The following is a 21,020-nucleotide window of genomic DNA, read 5'->3' on the forward strand; positions in this document are numbered from 1 at the left end:
AACCTCATTTTGTTTTCGTTATAAAAGCATTTCCTTAATAACAGAATCTTTACATTTAATAGCACCATTGCAGCGCTATTATCTTTCGCTCTTTTTACCTATGGCGTTGTTCTAATGAAACCAGTACTTTTTGCTTTCCCTTTAGCCCTCACGATGCTGATGCCCTCAATAGCCTCAGCCAAAGAAACTTGTACGGTAGAACAATTTCAAGCTATCGACATTCAGCCAGATACAAAGGGGGCGTGATAGATAAAGAAAGTGGGCAATTTCTCATTACAGAGAAACCACCGATGCGCTGCGCCAATATTACGTTCACAACATCTACAACACGAAACCGTATCGCAAGCCAAATGAACAACAATTTTGAAGCAAACTTTTACGACAACCAAACGGGAAGTTCTCACTCGGTGACGTTTGATGAAGATGAAGTAAAGGCAGGTTACATTCGAATAGGCCCGAATAAGCCAGCGGAAGCGTATGTTTGTTTTGTTACCTCGGAAACACCGATAAAAGATATTACGTGCGATGTGAATTGATCATTGAGTTGCTTGAAGAAAAAAACAGGGCTAAGGGAAAGGTCCGTTTTCCGCATAGCCCTATTTTGCTGCTTACTCGGTAGCTTAAAGTATGTCTGTACTCGCTTCGGAATAACGTGCGATAATCGGATTTTCTAATGCATTCGGATCGCTCGGCGACCACATTCCACGCTTCATTCCTTTCACAATCAAATGAATCACCGCGGCATCAATAGCAGACATCACAGCAATATTGACCGGTTCATTTTGGCTATAGCCCATCTCTACTTCCAACAGTTCTTTGTAATCAACAAATCGAAATGCGCCGAACCCAATCTCGTGTGAAGAGATAGTTTTAGTGGTGGTGACACTCAATAGAACTTGCCCGGTTCTTACATCAACGGCTCTTAAGTTAACCGTCACTTGATCGGTTCTATACTGTCCTGAACCACCGACCCCAAGATACTTGGCACCCGCACCGATATTGTTTCCATGCTTGCCTAACTGCTCTAAGAACGGTCGTATGTCCTTGCGGCTACGGCCTAACCTTATCCAAATGACTTGGCGAGTCTTAGCGTCAGCAATGACGGTGGCATACCGATGCCCCTTAAAGATAGTGAACTCGTCCATGACGAGTTACCTTAGCTCCTCCCAATTTCACTGGCGGTACCACTTGTCTAAGTCGGCGTTTATCTATCTCTTTAATGGTGTACCAATGAACATTCGTTAACCGGGAGATATGTTTAATGAGAAGAAGAGGCAGTAGTTGTTCTATATAGCTTTTTAGGCGCATCGTTATACGAGCATAAGACTCTAACCAAGATAAAGACTCTGTTTTTATGCTGCAGTCACGACACTTAATCCTTCGATTTTGAACGAAAAGTTCAACAGGAGCACCGAGCAACATGGCTTCTTTTACATGACGCCATTGATACTCATGGATAGCCTAGGCCTCAAGACCACAAAAGCATTTAGCCCCAGAGTTAGGTTTAATAGTCAGATAATCAGTGATGCTGTCTGATGAAACTTTACAATGTCAAAGCCTTCCCAGAATAAAGATAGGAAGGTATGAAAACGGTAGTTTGTGTATGATTTCTGTTTGGCGAGTAAACTATATCACTTACTACCGTTTCTGTTTCTAGTTCCCGCTAATCCGCGATGAACCTCTTTAGATGTCACTTTTTATGCCGTGAAGATGATTTCAAATAAAGAATATAGGATTAAAAGTAATTTCCATTTACTGCTTAATCCTATGGGGATTGATATGTCGATATTTATCCTCAGGGAAGGTAATATAGTCATTATTCTCGGTTGACCATCGACTATAGAATTTCTCGTGTCGCCTGAGAATACTTAGCTATAATAGGGTTGCTCTCTACATTCGGGTCATTTGATTGCCACATTCCTAATGACATCCCTTTTACTATCAAATGTATCACAGCTGCATCTATCGCGGACATAACGGCGATGTTAACGGGCTCATTATTACTGTAACCTAATTCCACTTCTAATAGTTCTTGGTAATCGATGAAGCGGAATGCACCAAGCCCGATCTCGTGAGAAGAGATAGTTTTAGACGTTGTCACACTAAGAAGTACCTGTCCTGTGCGTACATCTATCGCTCTAAGGCTCACTGTAACTTGATCGGTACGATATTGGCCTGAGCCGCCAATCCCTAAATACTTTGCGCCGAGCCCTCCTGTTTTAATGTTTGAATCATAAGCAACAATGCCTCCTTCTATAACCACATTCGCTGAATTTAACGAAGATAGGTTACTGCCATGATTGGCAATCTTGGTTTCTTTTTTCTGTGCGGCACGAATAATTTTTCGTTCAGTGAGTAAGTTCTGTAATCCCTCACGTTCTAACGGAATAAACCATTGCGAGTCTAATAATGAATTTGTTAATAATGTAGTACCCCCTTGTGGTACTGCGGTGGAATATGTGCTGTTGGGGTATGGCTTATATTGCCCTGTCTGATCTCGGAAGTCGTATACAGACACTAGAATTTTTCCTTTCGGTGTCGGTAATGAAATCAAATCAGTATAAGTTGTTCCGCGCGGCATTAACTTGGGTTCAGAGTCCGCATCGGGAATATCCAGCGATGCGGAGCATCCCGTCATAATGAGTATAACTATGATAGAAAAGAGACCTTTCATAATACATTCCTTGTCTTATAGGTCTGGATTTAATCCCGCTACTTGAATCTCAGTCGATTCACCAGTTTCTTTATCAACAATTTGTACCACTAATGCAGCACCATCATCGATTACATTTAGGAAAAAGTCATCAGTTTCGAGTTGCCCTGAATTTCCATTACCAACGTCCGCTAATAACTGACTTATTAATCGAGACTCTAAGCTTGAAGCGAGTCTATCGAGTGCCGACTCTTCTTCTAAACCACCAAATGAATTAGAGTTAGGGTCAGTATAATCGTTTATCGCATTTGCATGGTTTATTAATATAGTGCTGTTTAAAGGATTACCACCAAAACTAGGATTAATTGGGGTATAAACCAACTCTGAAGCACTAACTACGTTTACTCCCAGAACAAATAAGGGAATCATTAACCAAATTGAACACTTATATCTTGCTGAACTTATCATCCTAACCACCTTAAAACTCGTCGTGTTCCATATCAAATGTATCTAAGTATTGCCTTTCCGCTTCCCAACGCACGATATAATTGCTTAGAGCACTGACCGCTTCTTGTGCTTTTTCTTTTGCTTGACGTTGTCCTGGGGAAAGGGCTGTACGGTATATCGGCTTTCTTGAATGAATAATGGTAACAATACTGCCTCTCAATGCAGTTGGCCTTTCCTCAACAGTAAAGTTTTCATTGATATCCGCATATTGCTCATTCATTTGTTGAGAGAAAAAAAAGTAAAATTTTTCCCCTAGTCGAGTCATAGTTCTATCTACAATGACCCCGTTAATTTCATTAAAGTCATTGAACCGACTTTGAAGAGCTTCATCTTGTTCTTCTAACTGAACAGAATCAGACGTTACTACGTTATGATTCGCATCACTAACCTCACTAAAAACTGGACAATGGTAAAAGCTAAATAGAGTAAACAACAATATTTTATTCATCCCTTCGAGGCCCATACCGTCAAAAATAGTTACGTAACTTACTAATATTTATGGATTGCTAAGCTGTCTAATCCTTACGTGAATATAGACCTAATGCCTTGTAATGTTAAATAAACTTTAATACTAGTTTTCTTGTTTATTTATAAAACTATCGAGTAACAATATTACTTTCCAGTAGTCAGATGTGATAGATGAATTTTAAATAAAATCGGAATTAGGTTTAGTGTTCATATTCCAATGTTACTTTAGTTTTATTAAGTAAATGGAAACGATGGTTAACTTTATTTGCGTGACGTGTACGATGTGTTCGCCATTATTTCCCGTTTAATTTATTTATCACGGATTGTATAGATAGTTTCCTATATGTATATCGATACTTCAGTTATCCGGTACAACAGAAAAATGTCAGAAATATATGACAAGGACGGTGGCAACAATGAGTAACTTAATCGAAGCTCGAACTAGGTGTCTAGCACAATTTCAGATTAAAACGGTTGTCTCTGCTGCTTTATTACTTATGTTGTTTAGTTCAACCGTTAAAGCTAGTCATGAAGAGCGCGGTGATTTTGGTGAATTCTTAAATGGGATTGATGAAGAAAAATACCAAAGCTTATTTGTTGATTACAACAGTGTGCTGAGCAACAGGGCGCCATATGACTTGGATAGTTATTCAGAGATTGACATAAATCATTCTAGCGACACTTCAGTGAGGGTCACCCAAGATAGTTTAGGTACTCACGGGAATAACCGTTCAATCATATCTACTTCAGGGAAAAGCAACAAAGTAATAGTGAATCAGAGAGGGCACGACAACAGTTCCGTTATTCGGCAAGTTGGTAATGAAAATACTGCCAAAGTTAATGAATTAGGGATAAATAATGAAGCCGTGATCATGCAAGAAGGGCATGGGAATAATGCGGAAATTACGTTAGTAAACCTTTCACCTAAACAAGGAAATCAAGTCAGTGTGAATCAACAAGGCAATGGAAACACGGCTGTGATTACGCATAGGAATCGAAGAGGCGGAGCAAACCTCGGGGTAAGTCAGGTTGGTGATGGCCTGTCTGTAGCGATAAGCGCATCCACAAACATGAGAGTTCATGTAAATCAGTCCAACTAAGTTAGTTAGTTTAGCTGAATTACAATAAATGCTTCATATGAAGCTATGTCGACAGGGAAAAAAGGGACAATATTATGAAGAAGTTAGCATTTGCGGTTGGGTTAGCAATCGTTTCATCATCTGCACTAGCGGATAGAGAAGTAGATTTTTCTGGATATCAACAAATTAGCGGATCCAGATTAGGTACTGACAATCAGAGTGTGGTTTTAGAGCAGAATAATACTGGAAGTTCTGTTCATATTACGCAAGGTGCTTCAGGGTTTGATGGAAACCGCTCAGTAGTTGATATGCGTTTGCAAGGGCATGGGACAAACAACAAAGTAAAGCTTACCCAATCTGGTGGCTATAGTTTTAATGACTCCTTAGTCAAAATTGCCGGTACATCTGGCGCAGCTAAGGTAATTGTCGACCAAGATGGTAAGTACCATGATTCAGAAGTGAAGTTATTTGGTGACTCTGATTACGCAACAGTAACCGTAACTCAGACAGGAATGGCACATTGGTCAGATGTGGGAGTGTCAGGCGACAGTGATAGTAATACTGTGACCGTCACCCAAGAAGGTAGGTCTAATGACTCCATTGTTAATATTTCAGAAAGTTCCGACAATAGAATTACAGTTTCTCAAGGGAACAGTTCTGGTGATCATAAAAACCTTTCAAATATAGCGCTGCGTGCATCGAGTAATGATAACTTAATTAACGTTACACAGACAGGCAGTCATAGTGAATCTCAAATACTGCTGACAGCGTCTAGTGGTAATCAGACTGGTAATTACTTTGGTGGCGGCTCTGGTATTAACGTTAACCAGACTTCGCACGATTATTCGTTCATTTCAATGAATGGTACAACCAACTCAGCTGTATACGTGAACCAAAAATAACGTATGTTTAAACTAATTAAAACGGCGCTTTGCGCCGTTTCTCTTCTCTCTTTTGTGGCGCATTCTGAAAACATTAAGGATGCAGGCCTCGTGTGTAAAAATGATGGTAACCAGGTCCAATTGTCTATAAAAAGAGAGCAAAATTCAGGCACTCTCGTTCTAATTTCCGCCACCCAATCTAAGACGTCGATATCAATGCAAGGGGGCGTTGCTCATTATGTTTTAGGTATCAATCAGTTCCCTATCCAGCTCTATGACCAAAAACTCGATGAAGATTGGGTTGTTGCGTCAGATTGTACGGTTACACTTTCTACTCAGTGACATTTATATCACTGATTATTTATCAATTTTTCTCTTCGAATCCTTACAGCCTTAGCACGGCCTTGCCAATATCTTTAACTATTACTTGTACTACTTCTCTCATTTCATCCTTATTAATCTTTCATTACGTTCGACTAACCTAAATCTCAAGTCTGTATTCTTTTGGCTAGCGCCGATATTGGTTGTATTTTATGGTGGGCTTGACGTAAGTGTTCATCAAGCCCCCATTGATTAGAAAATTTATGGTCCGCCCTGATATTGCAAATAATAACGTGGTGTGCGCTAATGAATTTCTAATGCATCAAACTTCGTATGATGCGCCTATGTTTTAGGTAACGGTGCATACGGCAATGTTAGTCTAACAAACCAAAACCAATATAAACCCAGGCGCATATATTAAAACGGTGCTGGTCGCCGTTTTATTTGTTTATTACCATTTAAATGGATTGGCTTCTGATTTAAATTCAGTACAGTGCCAGATAAATAGAACCCCCGAAGACAAGGTGGGGGAAACTACCCTAACCTGTGCGATAAACCCATTAAAACAAAGAGAATAGAGTAATAACAACCTTTTCAGTCAGATAATATTTTACCTTCACCGATACCATCAAATATATCTATAAGTTTCACAAATAATTCAACTTCGTAATTCGCGAAAAATCAATATGTACTATAAACTAAAAAGTCTATCGTTTAGGTAATGAGTCAAATAAAGGAGTTTCACATGGCTAAGCTGGAGGCTCAAAACGCCATTTTACTTGCGGAGAATAATTTACAGTCAATACTACTGAAAGAATCTATAGAGCAGAAAGTTGACCTAGATATCAAGCTCATGGCACCCGAACGTCTCAATATTAAGTCATTAGAAAACCAAGATTTAAATCTAATCATTATCGATTTCCCAACCATGACACAGCAACACATCGATAAATACCATGAACTGAGAGACGACGTAGCAAGTAATATTCATGAAATACTAATCAATACGCCAAACGACTTCCCTCACTCTGAGATGCTGAAGTGGCAACATCTGGTCGGTATTTTTTATGCTTCAGATACACTTGATAAGCTAGTTACTGGATTTAACTGCATTTTACAGGGTGAGATGTGGATGAGCAGAAAGCTAATCTATCAGTACATAATCTTTTACAGAGAAAGACAGTGCGCGAAAACTAGCCCTCGCTACCTCAAACTGACTAAGCGAGAGCAACAAATCATTAAATTACTTGGTGATGGGGCTTCAAACACCCAGATAGCTGACACGCTTTACGTAAGTGAAAATACGGTTAAAGCACACTTGCATAACACGTTTAAAAAAATCAAAGTTAAGAACCGATTGCAGGCTCTAATTTGGGTGAAAAACAATATCGCAGCCAGTGAATTCGTCCAATAATCCGCTGATTGCAAAAAGCCACAGCTCTCCCTTTCTATTACAAAGAGTGCTACGGCTTTCTTTAATATGGTCGGTGAAGAGCTTATTTCAAATATCAGGCGAACCCCACCTAGGTTCTAATCCCATTTCCCATACCCTGAAACGACGAAAGCCTGCTCAATGAGCAGGCTTTCTAAATGTGGTCGGTGAAGAGGGATTCGAACCCCCGACCCTCTGGTCCCAAACCAGATGCGCTACCAAGCTGCGCTATTCACCGAGATATCTAACTGGCTGATTGCCTGTCGATGGAGCGTATAATACGGATTCTAAATTTATCCGCAAGCGCTTTTTCTCATATTTATTGTGAATTCGAATCGTTCGAACAAAAGACATACAACAACACGCTTGATGTGACGAAAAACACACAGTTACCAACAAGTATTTAACTTATGAAACAGGATTGATCCAGATCAGTGAATTGATAACACCAGTTAATACACTAACCCGTGTCATATAACTTTGAGGTATACACATGGACTTTTGGCTAGATCTCCTATTTGGTAATGCGGTGGGACTATCTTCAATGATAGTAATCTTCGGGGCTCTGGGTCTCATGATGTTTTATGGAGGCTTCTTCATCTACAAAGTTATGACTGAAAAATCTCCTCACTAGAATCGCTCAGCCTAAATCATTTACTTTTAAGTATTCTTTTACTTTGTAAGTAAGTGTCAAAACGCTTTGCACCGGAGCAGACTTATTGTCTTCTCCGGTTTTTTCATTTTTAAACCCAGCCTCAACTTAGGTATACTTAACCTATCCTTCCCCAACTTGAGATACACACTATGTCTCATGATGACGACTTAGATCTATTCCAAGAAATGATGGGCGATGTTAAACGTATCGACCATGACACCGCTGAACACCAGAAAGTACACCGAGTCACAGAATCTCACCTTGCTAAGCGTGAAGCCGCTATGTGGCTGTCTGACGACGAGAAAGACTACTTATCATTAGACTATTCGCCAATGATCAAGCCAGACGATGTTGTTGCTTATAAAAAAGACGGTGTACAAGAAGGCGTATACAAAAAGCTGCGCCTAGGAAAATACCCTATTCAAGCCAAGCTCGACCTTCATAGGAAAACACTGAAAGACGCACGTAACGAAGTGCTTTCATTTTTGCGTCAGTGTTTAAGAATGGATGTTCGTACCGTCATCATTGTTCATGGTAAGGGTGAGCGTTCGAATCCACCTGCAATGATGAAAAGCTACGTGGCAAATTGGCTAACACAAATCAACGACGTTCAATGTGTTCATTCTGCTCAGCAATTTCATGGTGGTACGGGCGCAGTCTACGTAATGCTCAGAAAGAGTAATGAGAAAAAGCTAGAGAACAGAGAGCGCCATCAAAAACGCACCAGTTAATAGGTTGAGATAGATAAATGGACTAGTAACGATTTTGCATCAAGATCGATATTTCGTGCCTAGACTCACACCAAGTGCTAAAATTACCTCAGTTAACGAATTTCAACTCAAAGCAACTATCCAAAGGTTGCTTTTTGTTTATCTACATTTCCGTTGTGAAACGCTAAGAGAATATCATGTCACAAGAATCCCAAGCTAAACGCCTTAATAAATACATCAGTGAAACTGGTTTTTGCTCACGCCGCGAAGCCGATAAACTGATTGATGCAGGCCGAGTTACTATTAACGGTAAGATCCCTGAAATGGGTACTAAAGTCTTGCCAGGTGATGATGTTGAGATCGACAATAAGCCTGTTCGCTCAAAAGAGAAGCCGATTTACATTGCTCTCAATAAACCAACAGGTATCACCTGTACGACTGAGCGTGATATTCCTGGCAACATCGTCGACTTTATTGGCCACCACAAGCGCATTTTCCCGATTGGTCGTCTAGATAAGCCTTCTGATGGCCTTATCTTCCTAACCAATGACGGCGACATCGTAAACAAGATCCTACGTGCAGGTAACAACCACGAGAAAGAATACGTGGTGCGTGTAGATAAGCCGATTACGACGGAATTCTTGAAGCAAATGGGCGCTGGCGTTCACATTCTCGATACAGTCACTTTGCCATGTAAAGTAGAGAAAGAGACTAAGTTCTCATTCCGAATTACGCTAACACAAGGCCTTAACCGCCAAATTCGCCGTATGTGTGAAGCGCTCGGTTATGAAGTATTTAAACTGCGTCGTGTTCGTATTATGAATATCTCACTAGACGGTATTCCTAACGGCAAATGGCGCTACCTGAGCGACGAAGAGATCACTGAAATTTTAGCGATGTGTGAAGGCTCAGTAAGTACGGAAGATGCGTCAAAAATGAACGCGAAAGGTCAACGCATTCGCAAAGCGACTGACGCGAAACTTTTTGATAGCCGTGAAGAGAACCAAGCTTCAACAGCGCGCCGTAATCAAAACGAGAACCGTACACGCACCTACCGCGGTAACAATGCGGATGAATTCCGTCATGCACCTAATTCAAAGCGTGGCCGCAATTCATCGAATGGTGAAAGCGGTGGTAATACCGAGAACTGGAAATCGAACTCTCGTTCAGAGCGTTCTAATTCAGATAGAAATCGTTCGGATCGCAATCGCACAGATCGCGATAATACCGATCGTAGAAGCGGGAAGCCGGCAAACCGCAGCCAAGATTCAAACAGACCGAACAAACCTGCACCAAAGCGTGTTGGTGGTACTTTAGGTCTGAAGAAGTAGTCTGAATCAGTAAGACGAGACTCTCGATATAAAAACGCCCGCTAGATTAGTCTAGCGGGCGTTTTTGTTGGTCATTCGATAGTTTTATCATCATGACGACGACAATCTATAAACATAAATCAGCAAACTGGCCGCGAGTCAGAAGTGTTAAGTCTTTTGGGTCTAATTCAATCTCTAGCCCACGCTTACCTGCACTCACACATATCGTTTCAAAATCTGTCGCACTGGAATGAACGAAGGTAGGCAGTGCTTTCTTCTGTCCAAGCGGACTAATGCCACCAACAACATAGCCCGTGGTTTTCTGAGCAATCTCAGGATCGGCCATCTCTGCTTTTTTGCCTTTCGCTGCTTTAGCGGCAAGCTTTAGATTTAGCTTCTGGTCGACAGGAATAACGGCAACCGCCAAATCTTTCGCCACACCATTCAAGCAGAACAACAGCGTTTTGAATACACGTTTGGGATCTTGACCAAGCGCTTCAACGGCTTCTAAACCATAGTTCGTATTATTGGCATCATGATGGTACTGATGCACGCTATGAGCGATTTTCTTTTTCTTGGCGAGATTGATTGCTGGGGTCATAACAAATCCAAACGATAGATAAACAAAAAGCGACGCCGAGGCGTCGCTTTAGTTAAATTTATCATGGTGCTAGAGTCAATCTAATTTAGCACCTATTGATACAATTGCTTGGATTCAATTACTTGTAAACCATTTGGCCTGAAGGCGCGTACTTGTTCACGTCAACCGGGCTGTTTGCTTCTAGGTACTCTTTCAGTACTTCAGCATCAACAAAACCAGTATTTACGTAACCTGGGTGATCAGACAGTTTAGGGTAACCGTCACCACCAGCAGCGTTAAAGCTTGGTACTGTGAAACGGTAAGTTTCGTCTAGACGAAGCTGTTTGCCACCGATGAATACATTCGATACTTCACCGTTCGCTACTGTCATAGAGATACCAGCAAACTGAGCGTAAGCACCAGAATCGATTGGTTTAGTCGCTACTACATTTAGGTAATCCAGAACTTCTTTACCCGTCATGTCTGTGTAAGTCAGGATGTTTGCAAAAGGCTGTACCTTCAGTACATCTTTGTAAGTAACATTACCGGCTTCAATTGAGTCACGAACGCCACCAGAGTTCATCACAGCGAAGTCTGCTTTTGCACGCTCCATGTGAGAAGTCGCAATCAAACGACCTAGGTTGGTCTGTTGGAAACGAACGACGTTACGATCGCCTTCAAGCTTGCCATTTGTCTCAGCGATTTGAACTTCTAGCTGTGCCTGACCTTGCTCTTGGAAAGGACGTAGGAATTCAAGTAGCTCTGGGTCTTGTGCGATTTCATCTTGAATAAGAACACGTTGCTTCTTACCGTCGATCTTAACTTTCTTCTTAAGGTTAACTGGAATCAGGTCGTAGCTCACCATCTCTAGCTCGCCATTACGGAATTCGTAATCAGCACGACCTACGTACTTGCCCCACTCGTGAGCTTGAACGATGTAAGTACCGTTCTGTACGTCAGGCTTACACTCATCACCCGGCTTGAAGTTTTTCTTCGCAACGTTAGGGCCTTCCATACATACAGGCTCTTGAGAGTGACCACCAACGATCATGTCTAGATCGCCTTCGTTTAGGTAACGAGCAAGTGCGACATCACCCGGAGCATTAACACCACGTTGGCCATTTTCGTAGTGACCCATATGAGTCACAGCAAAGATTAGATCCGGTTTTTCTGTTTCTTTAAGTTCAGCGATTAGCTTCTTCGCTTCTTCTTTAGGATCACGGAAGTCGATGCCTGCGATAAATTCAGGGTTACCAATCTTTTGGGTATCTTCAGTTGTTAAACCAATAACCGCAATCTTGATGCCTTGCTTTTCGAACATCTCGTAAGCTTGGAACTTACGTTCACCTGTCGCTTTATCGTAGATGTTTGCAGATAGCATTGGGAAGTTAGCCCAGTCGATCTGCTTTTGTAATACGTCTAAAGAGTTATCAAACTCGTGGTTACCCAATGCCATGGCATCGTAACCAATTTTGTTCATACCTTTAAAATCAGGTTCTGCGTCCTGAAGGTCTGACTCTGGAACACCCGTGTTGATGTCACCGCCAGATAGAAGCAACACGCTACCGCCTTCTGCTTCAACTTCTGAACGAAGTTGGTCAACTAGCGTTTTACGTGCAGACATGCCGTATTCGCCATATTTATTCTGCCAGAAACGACCATGGTTATCGTTTGTGTGAAGAATCGTTAGCTTGTAAGTTTCGTCTTGGTTCCAATCATGAGCTGATTGAGACGCACACCCAGCTAGAGTAGCTAGAATTGCAGCACTTAGTGCTGTCTTTAGAATAAGGCGTTGCTTCATTGTCATACCTTTGAACTTTTTAGGGAATCCACTGCTTTTTTATCACTCAAACTCAACAAATGTCCGCTAAGGAAACATCGTTAGAATTTAGTAAAACATGAAGTAGTTTAAATTAAGACGGTAAACCTAACAGAGTGATTTCATATTTATGTAGGATAGATCACCTTAATCTCCTATCGAGTGTGTAACAAAGCGGCAAAGTTGCATTTGAGCAAATAAGTGATCACAGGCAAACGTTTTCATAATTTTTTAGATTATTTGTGATTGGCTCAATTCAACATCCCCGAAAAGTGACCTTCGTTAAATTTATTCTATTTATCAAAGCCTTAATTGATACGTTATAACATAGCAACTGGTAAGCTAACTGGTTTGAAAGTATCAACTTAACCGCAACTCGCTTACCGATAGGTACAAAAAAGCCGGCGTTTGCGCCGGCTGTTAATTATATGCAGTTCGATTATTTAATATCGATGTGCTCAAAGCCTTTGATAAGGTCATCAAGTGCTTTCATCTGCTTCAAGAACGGCTCTAGTTTGTCTAGAGGTAGCGCAGATGGGCCATCACAACGAGCTTGGTCTGGGTTTGGGTGAGCTTCAATGAACAGACCCGCAATACCCGTAGCAAGACCCGCTTTAGCAAGTTCAACCGTTTGCTCACGACGACCGCCAGATGCAGCACCTGATGGGTCACGCATTTGTAGAGAGTGCGTCACGTCGAAGATGATTGGGCTACCGTTTGAAGACTTCTTCATTACGCCAAAGCCAAGCATATCCACAACAAGGTTATCGTAACCCATGCAAGCGCCACGCTCACAAAGGATGATGTTGTCATTACCGCACTCAGCGAACTTATCAACGATGTTGCCAACTTGATTCGGGCTCATGAACTGAGGCTTCTTCACGTTGATTACTGCGCCAGTCTTAGCCATTGCTTCAACAAGATCAGTTTGACGAGCTAGGAATGCAGGTAGTTGGATTACATCAACCACATCCGCAACAGGCTGAGCTTGAGCTTCTGTGTGGATATCAGTAATGATCTTCACGCCGAAAGTATCTTTCAGCTCTTGGAAGATTTTGAGACCTTCTTCCATTCCTGGACCACGGTATGAATGAACTGAGCTGCGGTTCGCTTTATCAAAAGACGCCTTAAATACGTAAGGGATGCCCAGCTTCTCGGTTACTTTTACATAGTGCTCACAGATCTGCATAGCAAGATCGCGAGATTCAAGAACGTTCATGCCTGCAAATAGCGTAAATGGCTTGTCGTTTGCAATTGGCATATCGCCAATGTGAACTGTTTTTTGTTCCATCATATTCTCTCTAAGTAATTATTAATTAGTGAACTACCACTGTCTTTTCGTTCATGACGTTCACTTGAGATTTCAGTAACTCAGATGCAGGGTCATCTGGGCATTGGTCGATAAAATATTGATAATCGGTTGCGGCTACTTGGTGACAGTCTAGCTGCTGATAGATAAAACCGCGGTCACGGATTTCATATGGGTCATCAGGTACAAACGTCAAAGCAAGGTCAGTACACTTCAATGCAAGCGTATAACGCTCTTCTCGCAGCAGTGCACTCTTGAGCAGGGCTAACCACTTACCAATAATTGTTGGGTGGTCGGCGACTTCTAGGTGCTCAGGTTTCACCTTAGCTAATGGGCCGTCATGTCCAATTAACCATGCTCGCAGCGTTTGTTCGCCAACATACTCACCGTTATAAGGGTTAATATAGGCTGCAGCTTGCCCGTACCAACTTACTTTAAGTAAGAATTGAGTCGGGAAAGAGACGCCCTCTACAGGAAAGCCTAGCTTGCGACCTAGAAAAAGAAAGATCGCCCCCAGACTCACTGGAATGCCTTTCTTTCTCTCAAGCACTTTATCGATGAACGCGTTTTCCGAAGAGAAATACGCATCTTTATCGCCAGCAAAACCCCATTCATAAAAGAATAGTCGAATAAAAGATTCAAACTTCTGCTGTTCATCGGTTTCATTAACCAAAGCAAACTCGGCGTCTTTTAACAATCTCGCCAGCTCTTGCTCTGCCCAACTGTCTTGAGTTTCTGGGTTAATCGCTTTATTTAAGATCAATGCACCTTCAGCTAACTCTAGCTGGTCAAAGTCTTCATCAAAAAATTCGTACATAGATAGTTAACCGAAAAATGTTGGTGTCTTGGTCATTGCGATTTTGCCTGCCATCGCTAACCAGCCAAGCGCACCAAAGAAAGAGAATACTCTCAGTAGCTTGTTTTTACCTAGCTTAAGCGCAAAGAAACCTAATGCGATGTAAGCCATAACACAAGTTAGTTTTTCGGTTAACCATGGTGCTGCTGGTGTAAATGGAATAAAGCCAGTGATGAAAATCAAACCAATACCCGATAGCAATAGCAACGAGTCATTGATATGAGGGAAACGCTGCAAGAAAGGATGCTTAAGCTTAGGTGAGTTAGCCATCATAAGAGCGAAACGAATCGAGAGAAGTAGCGCACTTATAGCAATCGTTAATAGGTGAAAATGTTTTAGACCTTCGTACATGGTATTCCTTTATATTTTTATATGTGCTTTCGTTAACACGAGCCTCACAATACCCGTTAATGCTCTGTATTTCTGCGTTAAATGCATTATCGGGTTAAATGTATTGTCGAGTTAAAGGTATCAATTTAGCAAGTTCATCATCCATTGCTCACAAGACGATTAACAATCACTAACTATGAACAGTAACGACCCAATGTCACTCGGTCATTACCACCGTAATCTTTCTCTGTGACAACATCGAGATAACCGAGCGCCTGCATAATCTCACGAACTGCCAAACCTTGGTCATAGCCGTGTTCAAATGCTAACCAACCTTCATTTTCCAAAAAGTCGCGTGCGTTTTCAGAAATGTATCGAATATCTGCAAGCCCTTTCTCTTCAGCAACCAGTGCTGTGATCGGCTCAAAACGCACATCGCCTTGAGATAAATGAGGATCATTCTTCTCAATGTATGGCGGGTTAGAAACAATCAGAGAGAACTTCACAGTTTCTTCAGAGCTCAAAGGCTCAAACCAACTGCCGTGCAAAAAAGTCGCATTGGTGATATTGAGACGTTGTGCATTCTCTGTAGCAAGCTGCTGTGCTTCAGGGCGAAGATCAATACCCGTTACCTGTCGATTCGGCATCTCAGACGCCAATGCTAACGCGATAGCACCTGTACCAGTCCCTAAATCGAGAATCGCGCCTTGCTTGCCGTACGTTTTATCCAAAGCTACCTCAACCAAACGCTCGGTATCTGGGCGTGGGATTAATGTAGAAGGGGAAACTTTTAACGGCAGTGACCAAAACTCACGCTCACCAATTATGTAAGCCACAGGCTCACCGGTTAAGCGACGTTTTAGAAGGGCATTGAATTCAGACTCTTGCTCTGAGGTGAGATGCTTCTCAGGCCAAGTCAGTAGGTAAGATCTTGGTTTATCTAAGGCGTGACAAAGCAGTACCGCGGCATCAATAGAGGGTGATGTGTTATCACCCTCTTGAAGCTTTACGATTGCTGCTTTTAAAGCACTTTCAACCGTATATGCTGACTGCATACTGGTTAGTTGTTCTCTGCAAGTGCAGCAAGCTGATCGGCTTGGTGCTCTTGAAGTACAGGATCAAGCAAGCTTTGCATGTCACCTTCAAGTACTTCGTTAAGACGGTAGATAGTAAGGTTGATACGGTGATCCGAAACACGACCTTGTGGGTAGTTGTACGTACGAATACGGTCACTACGGTCACCCGAACCTAGTAGGTTACGACGTGTATCAGAAACCGCTGCCGCGCGGCGCTCTTCTTCTGCTTGAACAATACGAGCAGCAAGAACAGCCATCGCTTTCGCTTTGTTTTTATGCTGAGAACGCTCGTCCTGACACTCTACTACTGTACCCGTTGGTAAGTGAGTAATACGGATTGCTGAATCCGTGGTGTTAACGTGCTGACCACCCGCGCCTGATGCACGGAAAGTATCAATTTTAAGGTCGCCCGCTTTGATTTCTGGAAGATCCGCTTCTGGGATCTCAGGCATAACCGCAACCGTACATGCTGACGTGTGAACACGGCCTTGAGATTCGGTTTCAGGTACACGTTGTACACGGTGACCGCCTGACTCAAACTTCATGGTGCCGTAAACAGCGTCGCCACTAACCTTAGCGATCATCTCTTTGTAGCCGCCTTGCTCAGAAGTATTGCTGCTCATGATTTCAACACGCCAACCTTTCTTCTCAGCAAACTTAGAGTACATACGGAACAGGTTGCCCGCGAAGATACCTGCTTCATCACCACCCGCACCTGCGCGGATTTCTAGGAAACAGTTACGCTCATCGTTTGGATCTTTTGGAATAAGAAGAATCTGTAGCTCATCAGTCAGACGCTCAATTGCTGCTTTCGCATCTTTGATTTCATCTTGAGCCATTTCACGCATTTCTGCGTCGTCTTCGTTTGCCATCTCTTCAGCAGCTTCTAGATCTTCTTTCGCTTGCTGGTATGACTGGAAGCAAGCTGTCACTTCTTCAAGTTGAGAGTATTCTTTCGAAAGTGCACGGAATTTGTCTTGATTCCCGATTACATCTGGATCACCAAGTAGATGTTGAACTTCTTCATAGCGTTCAACAAGTGTTTCAAGCTTTACTAGAATCGAGGCTTTCATAATGTCTTATCTTGTTGGAGGTCTAATATTATTGAGGGTTTTCTAAGCCCAAACTCTGTCTAATGACCATTAATTTTGCAGGTTCTCCTTGCTCAGCTGCACTTTGAAGTGCGCGCGTTGGAGCATGGATCAATTTGTTTGTGAGCTTATTGCTGAGCTCGAGTAAAACTTTTTCAGGGTCACCGCCAGCGGCAAGCGATTGTAAACTTTTACTTAATAATTCTTCGCGGATTTCGTTAGCCGATTTACGGTAATCTCGAATACTGTCTACCGCTTGTAAAGAGCGCATCCAACTCATGAACGCGGCACTTTCTTCACTGACGATCGCTTCAGCTTGAATCGCTTCAACTTTACGTTGTTCGATATTGCCATCAACAATCGACTGCAAATCATCAACCGAATAAAGGTAGGCATCATTTAGATCACCAACCTGCGATTCCACATCACGTGGAACGGCAATATCAACCAATAACATCGGCTGATGCTTTCTTGTTTTTAGAGCAGTCTCAACCATACCCTTACCGATAATAGGCAATGGACTTGCGGTTGAGCTAATTACGATGTCCGCTCGATGAAGATGATCAGGGATCTCATTCAAGCTGATCACTTCAGCACCAAATTCTTCTGCTAGCCCTAGAGCACGTTCTCGAGTTCGGTTCGCCACAATCATTTTTGTACAGCCATTCGCCGAAAGGTGCTTAGCCACCAGCTCAATGGTTTCACCCGCACCAACCAGTAACACGGTTGAATCTGCGATGGATTCAAAAATATGCTTGGCTAAGGTACAGGCTGCGTAAGCTACAGAAACCGCGCTTCCGCCGATTTCAGTTTCAGTTCGAACACGCTTCGCAACAGAAAATGATTTCTGGAATAGTTTTTCCATTGAAGCATCAACGGATTTGTTCTCTCGCGAGTCCGTATACGCTTGCTTCACCTGACCTAAGATCTGCGGTTCACCCAAGACTAAAGAGTCCAAACCACAAGCAACGCGCATTAAGTGTTTAATCGCCGCCTGCTCTTCATGGATATAAAGGCTTGGCTTTAGCTCTTCTGGGCTAACTTGATGGAAAACCGACAACCAATCGATGAGTTTGTTTTTAGCCACGCCTTTAACGTCGCAATACACTTCAGTTCGATTACAGGTAGAAAGTATGACACTTCCATTCACGTGTGCATTTGCGTTAAGTTGCTTGAGTGCCTCAGATAATTTATCTGGACCAAAAGCGACTTTTTCTCGCAATTCAACCGACGCTGTATTGTGATTGATACCTACGGCAAGCAAAGACATGTATCAGAAGTTCTCGATCAGGGAATGGAAACAAGGGGCGAATTTTACTTGATGCATGGCTCTATTTAAAGAGCAAGCGGGATTTGTTTTCCTGAGTTCGTGAATTCAATGCTATAGTTGAAGCGTTTTTTAGATAAATTTGAACAAGTTGTGAGCAAATATGAGCAAACTTCGTAGAATCACGTCTCTTATTTTTATGACCATAATTATGGTGGGTTGCTCGTCTATACCTGAACAACCGACCAGTGTTGAGTGGCAAAGTCACCAAAACCGACTTCTACAGATAGAAAACTACCAAGCCTCGGGCAAGCTCGCCTACATTTCTCCAGAGCAGCGCCAAAGCCTAAACTTCATTTGGAAGCATTCACCAAATCAAAGTCAATTAAGGCTCACTACTTTTCTCGGTCAAACTGCACTGAACCTAACCATAGATCCATCGGGTGCAAAAGTCGTGACCTATGGCGATCAAGTATTTACTCATGCGAGCGCTTCAGTCTTGGTTGAGCAGCTGACAGGTTTACAGATCCCTATTGATCACCTGCCACAATGGTTCCTTGGCATTCCAGACCAAGCCGATAGCTACCAATTGAACACGACCAACACGCTTGAATCTCTCACCAAACAAGTCAGCAACCAATTATGGACACTGAGTTTTGCTAACTATCGCAATACAGAGATGCCGAATAAGCAACTATCGGGTGAAGACAACACTAAGGTAGAGATAATCCCACTCCCTACTCGATTGTCATTCAAGCAAGACAATAACAAAATCAACATTGTAGTTTCGAAGTGGACACTGAAAAGATGATAACAACGCCAACCCATTGGCCTTCTCCGGCTAAACTGAATTTATTTCTCTATATCACTGGTCGACGTGACAATGGCTATCACGAACTTCAAACTTTATTTCAGTTTGTCGATTTTGGTGATGAACTGACGGTTACCGCAAACTCAGAAACTAGCTCGATAACAATCACACCAGAAATCCCTGGGGTAGCACTTGAAGACAACCTGATCTGGAAAGCCGCTACTGCGCTACAGCAATATACCTCAACCTGTTTCGGTGCCGATATTGAACTCAAGAAAGTACTGCCTATGGGTGGCGGTATTGGCGGAGGCTCTTCAAATGCAGCAACCGTGTTGGTCGCTCTGAATTATTTATGGCAACTCAACCTGTCAGACGATCAACTCGCCGAGATCGGTTTGAAGCTTGGTGCTGACGTTCCTGTCTTCGTTCGAGGCCACGCCGCCTTTGCTGAAGGGGTTGGAGAACAATTGTCACCAGCTAATCCGGATGAAAAATGGTATCTAGTCGCCAAACCTCAAGTGAGCATAGCAACTGCAGACATATTCAAACATTCAGAATTAACTCGAAATACGCCAAAGCGAGCGCTAGCAACGCTTCTAGAGCAAGAATACGTAAACGATTGCGAAAAAATTGTGCGAATGCTGTACCCAGAGGTTGATAAGCAACTTTCATGGCTGCTACAATACGCGCCGTCGAGATTGACTGGTACAGGTTCGTGCGTTTTTGCTGAATTTAACAGCAAAAAAGAAGCCGAATTGGTGCGAGAACAACTGCCTGACACAGTTTCCGCTTTCGTAGCGAAAGGAAGAAACATTTCTCCTTTAAAAGAAACTCTGGCTGAATACCAATCAGCCCACCCACAATCTATTTAAAACTGGACGCAACCCGAGGTTTCCACCGTGCCTGATATGAAGCTATTTGCTGGTAACGCAACACCTGAACTAGCCCAACGTATTGCTGATCGTCTATACATCTCTCTTGGCGATGCTACTGTAGACCGTTTTTCTGATGGCGAAGTCGCTGTTCAAATCAATGAAAACGTTCGTGGTAGCGATGTATTCCTGATTCAATCAACTTGTGCACCAACCAATGACAACCTTATGGAATTGGTGGTAATGATTGACGCAATGCGCCGTGCTTCTGCTGGCCGTATTACTGCTGTAATCCCTTACTTCGGTTATGCCCGTCAAGATCGTCGTGTACGTTCTGCTCGTGTGCCAATTACTGCAAAAGTTGTTGCAGACTTCCTTTCTAACGTTGGCGTTGACCGCGTTCTTACTATCGACCTACACGCAGAGCAAATCCAAGGCTTCTTCGATGTACCTGTTGATAACATCTTCGGCACTCCAGTTCTTCTAGAAGACATGGCTAACCGTGGCCTAGAAAACCCAGTAGTGGTTTCTCCAGACCTTGGTGGTGTTGTACGTGCTCGTGCAACGGCTAAAGCGCTAGGTGATGTTGACATCGCTATCGTTGATAAGCGTCGTCCACGTGCTAACGTTTCTGAAGTAATGAACCTAATCGGTGATGTTGAAGGTCGTGACTGTGTTATCGTTGATGACATGATCGATACGGGTGGCACACTATGTAAAGCAGCTGAAGCGCTTAAAGAGCGCGGTGCTAAGCGTGTATTCGCTTACGCAACTCACGCTGTTTTCTCTGGTACTGCTGCGAACAACATCAAGAACTCTGTTCTAGACCAAGTTATCGTAACGGATTCTATCTCTCTATCTCCAGAGATGGCTGCGACGGGTAAAGTGACAACACTTAGCCTTTCTCGCATGCTTGCTGAAGCGATTCGTCGTATCAGCAACGAAGAATCAATCTCAGCGATGTTCAACTAATCAAAGCCCAATAGCTTTTTT

The 21,020-nt window shown here is 42.7% G+C and carries 22 protein-coding genes, 1 tRNA gene and 3 pseudogenes; 11 read left to right on the plus strand and 15 right to left on the minus strand.

Annotation, left to right across the window (positions count from 1 at the left end):
- Window positions 1-114: 114 nt before the first annotated feature.
- Window positions 115-536, plus strand: a pseudogene (locus AB4486_RS20430) (hypothetical protein).
- Window positions 537-620: 84 nt separating this feature from the next.
- Here AB4486_RS20430 and AB4486_RS20435 read toward each other — a convergent pair.
- The 6 genes and pseudogenes from AB4486_RS20435 to AB4486_RS20460 form a co-directional block, all read right to left on the minus strand.
- Window positions 621-995, minus strand: a pseudogene (locus AB4486_RS20435) (CsgG/HfaB family protein); the annotation flags it as partial.
- 24 nt (window positions 996-1,019) lie between these two features.
- Window positions 1,020-1,145: pseudogene (locus tag AB4486_RS20440) on the minus strand (transposase); the annotation flags it as partial.
- Window positions 1,123-1,422, minus strand: a complete 300-nt coding sequence (locus AB4486_RS20445; protein ID WP_372118414.1) for a helix-turn-helix domain-containing protein — start codon at window positions 1,420-1,422, stop codon at window positions 1,123-1,125. The pseudogene AB4486_RS20440 and the gene AB4486_RS20445, both read right to left, overlap by 23 nt.
- A gap of 415 nt (window positions 1,423-1,837) precedes the next feature.
- Window positions 1,838-2,674, minus strand: a complete 837-nt coding sequence (locus AB4486_RS20450; protein WP_372082650.1) for a CsgG/HfaB family protein — start codon at window positions 2,672-2,674, stop codon at window positions 1,838-1,840.
- Window positions 2,675-2,689: 15 nt separating this feature from the next.
- On the minus strand, window positions 2,690-3,082 hold the full coding sequence (locus AB4486_RS20455; protein ID WP_032545727.1) for a curli assembly protein CsgF: 393 nt from the start codon (window positions 3,080-3,082) through the stop codon (window positions 2,690-2,692).
- 49 nt (window positions 3,083-3,131) lie between these two features.
- Window positions 3,132-3,608 (minus strand): CsgE family curli-type amyloid fiber assembly protein, encoded by a 477-nt coding sequence (locus tag AB4486_RS20460; protein WP_372118417.1) that lies wholly within the window; start codon window positions 3,606-3,608, stop codon window positions 3,132-3,134.
- A gap of 436 nt (window positions 3,609-4,044) precedes the next feature.
- Between AB4486_RS20460 and AB4486_RS20465 the strand changes: the two genes are divergently transcribed.
- From AB4486_RS20465 to AB4486_RS20480, 4 genes are all read left to right on the plus strand, one after another.
- Window positions 4,045-4,728: a curlin subunit CsgB gene (locus AB4486_RS20465; RefSeq protein WP_372118420.1), complete on the plus strand. Its 684-nt coding sequence runs from the start codon at window positions 4,045-4,047 to the stop codon at window positions 4,726-4,728.
- A 74-nt stretch (window positions 4,729-4,802) separates the two neighbouring features.
- A complete protein-coding gene (locus tag AB4486_RS20470) occupies window positions 4,803-5,609 on the plus strand; it encodes a hypothetical protein (protein WP_372118423.1) in 807 nt (268 codons plus the stop codon).
- A 3-nt stretch (window positions 5,610-5,612) separates the two neighbouring features.
- Complete coding sequence (locus tag AB4486_RS20475; RefSeq protein ID WP_372118427.1) at window positions 5,613-5,930, plus strand: hypothetical protein; 318 nt, start codon at window positions 5,613-5,615, stop codon at window positions 5,928-5,930.
- Window positions 5,931-6,654: 724 nt separating this feature from the next.
- Window positions 6,655-7,323 (plus strand): LuxR C-terminal-related transcriptional regulator, encoded by a 669-nt coding sequence (locus AB4486_RS20480; RefSeq protein ID WP_372118430.1) that lies wholly within the window; start codon window positions 6,655-6,657, stop codon window positions 7,321-7,323.
- A gap of 179 nt (window positions 7,324-7,502) precedes the next feature.
- On the opposite strand, the gene AB4486_RS20485 is transcribed toward AB4486_RS20480, so the two are convergent.
- Window positions 7,503-7,579, minus strand: a tRNA-Pro gene (locus AB4486_RS20485).
- 255 nt (window positions 7,580-7,834) lie between these two features.
- Between AB4486_RS20485 and AB4486_RS20490 the strand changes: the two genes are divergently transcribed.
- The 3 genes from AB4486_RS20490 (at window position 7,835) to rluF (ending at window position 10,037) form a co-directional block, all read left to right on the plus strand.
- Window positions 7,835-7,975 carry a DUF3149 domain-containing protein gene (locus tag AB4486_RS20490; RefSeq protein WP_017062321.1) on the plus strand — a complete coding sequence of 47 codons (141 nt, stop codon included), beginning with the start codon at window positions 7,835-7,837 and terminating at the stop codon, window positions 7,973-7,975.
- A 170-nt stretch (window positions 7,976-8,145) separates the two neighbouring features.
- Entirely contained in the window at window positions 8,146-8,727 is a 582-nt protein-coding gene (gene smrA, locus AB4486_RS20495; RefSeq protein ID WP_017062320.1) for a DNA endonuclease SmrA, read from the plus strand.
- 176 nt (window positions 8,728-8,903) lie between these two features.
- Window positions 8,904-10,037, plus strand: coding sequence for a 23S rRNA pseudouridine(2604) synthase RluF (gene rluF, locus AB4486_RS20500; protein WP_017064161.1), 1,134 nt, complete (start codon window positions 8,904-8,906; stop codon window positions 10,035-10,037).
- A 106-nt stretch (window positions 10,038-10,143) separates the two neighbouring features.
- On the opposite strand, the gene ybaK is transcribed toward rluF, so the two are convergent.
- From ybaK to hemA, 8 genes are all read right to left on the minus strand, one after another.
- A complete protein-coding gene (gene ybaK / locus AB4486_RS20505) occupies window positions 10,144-10,617 on the minus strand; it encodes a Cys-tRNA(Pro) deacylase (protein WP_017069618.1) in 474 nt (157 codons plus the stop codon).
- Between the two features lie 118 nt (window positions 10,618-10,735).
- Window positions 10,736-12,397: a bifunctional UDP-sugar hydrolase/5'-nucleotidase UshA gene (ushA, locus tag AB4486_RS20510; protein ID WP_017064163.1), complete on the minus strand. Its 1,662-nt coding sequence runs from the start codon at window positions 12,395-12,397 to the stop codon at window positions 10,736-10,738.
- 457 nt (window positions 12,398-12,854) lie between these two features.
- Complete coding sequence (gene kdsA / locus AB4486_RS20515) at window positions 12,855-13,709, minus strand: 3-deoxy-8-phosphooctulonate synthase (protein ID WP_017069619.1); 855 nt, start codon at window positions 13,707-13,709, stop codon at window positions 12,855-12,857.
- Between the two features lie 22 nt (window positions 13,710-13,731).
- Window positions 13,732-14,541: a SirB1 family protein gene (locus AB4486_RS20520; RefSeq protein WP_017064164.1), complete on the minus strand. Its 810-nt coding sequence runs from the start codon at window positions 14,539-14,541 to the stop codon at window positions 13,732-13,734.
- A 6-nt stretch (window positions 14,542-14,547) separates the two neighbouring features.
- Window positions 14,548-14,931, minus strand: coding sequence for a SirB2 family protein (locus AB4486_RS20525; RefSeq protein WP_009848726.1), 384 nt, complete (start codon window positions 14,929-14,931; stop codon window positions 14,548-14,550).
- A gap of 173 nt (window positions 14,932-15,104) precedes the next feature.
- On the minus strand, window positions 15,105-15,965 hold the full coding sequence (gene prmC / locus AB4486_RS20530; protein ID WP_372118433.1) for a peptide chain release factor N(5)-glutamine methyltransferase: 861 nt from the start codon (window positions 15,963-15,965) through the stop codon (window positions 15,105-15,107).
- A gap of 5 nt (window positions 15,966-15,970) precedes the next feature.
- On the minus strand, window positions 15,971-17,059 hold the full coding sequence (gene prfA, locus AB4486_RS20535; protein WP_372118435.1) for a peptide chain release factor 1: 1,089 nt from the start codon (window positions 17,057-17,059) through the stop codon (window positions 15,971-15,973).
- A gap of 28 nt (window positions 17,060-17,087) precedes the next feature.
- Complete coding sequence (gene hemA / locus AB4486_RS20540) at window positions 17,088-18,347, minus strand: glutamyl-tRNA reductase (RefSeq protein ID WP_017062312.1); 1,260 nt, start codon at window positions 18,345-18,347, stop codon at window positions 17,088-17,090.
- Window positions 18,348-18,507: 160 nt separating this feature from the next.
- Here hemA and lolB point away from each other — a divergent pair, with 160 nt between their 5' ends.
- The 3 genes from lolB to AB4486_RS20555 are packed head-to-tail and all read left to right on the plus strand — an operon-like array spanning window position 18,508 to window position 20,999.
- Window positions 18,508-19,155, plus strand: a complete 648-nt coding sequence (lolB, locus tag AB4486_RS20545; protein WP_372118438.1) for a lipoprotein insertase outer membrane protein LolB — start codon at window positions 18,508-18,510, stop codon at window positions 19,153-19,155.
- Window positions 19,152-20,027, plus strand: a complete 876-nt coding sequence (ispE, locus tag AB4486_RS20550) for a 4-(cytidine 5'-diphospho)-2-C-methyl-D-erythritol kinase (protein ID WP_170962373.1) — start codon at window positions 19,152-19,154, stop codon at window positions 20,025-20,027. The genes lolB and ispE overlap by 4 nt, the downstream gene beginning before the upstream one ends.
- A gap of 27 nt (window positions 20,028-20,054) precedes the next feature.
- Window positions 20,055-20,999 (plus strand): ribose-phosphate pyrophosphokinase, encoded by a 945-nt coding sequence (locus AB4486_RS20555; protein WP_004739814.1) that lies wholly within the window; start codon window positions 20,055-20,057, stop codon window positions 20,997-20,999.
- Window positions 21,000-21,020: the final 21 nt, after the last annotated feature.

Origin of the sequence: Vibrio sp. 10N.222.55.C6, from assembly GCF_041473395.1 — a bacterium.
GTDB classification, from domain to species: Bacteria; Pseudomonadota; Gammaproteobacteria; order Enterobacterales; family Vibrionaceae; genus Vibrio; species Vibrio crassostreae_C.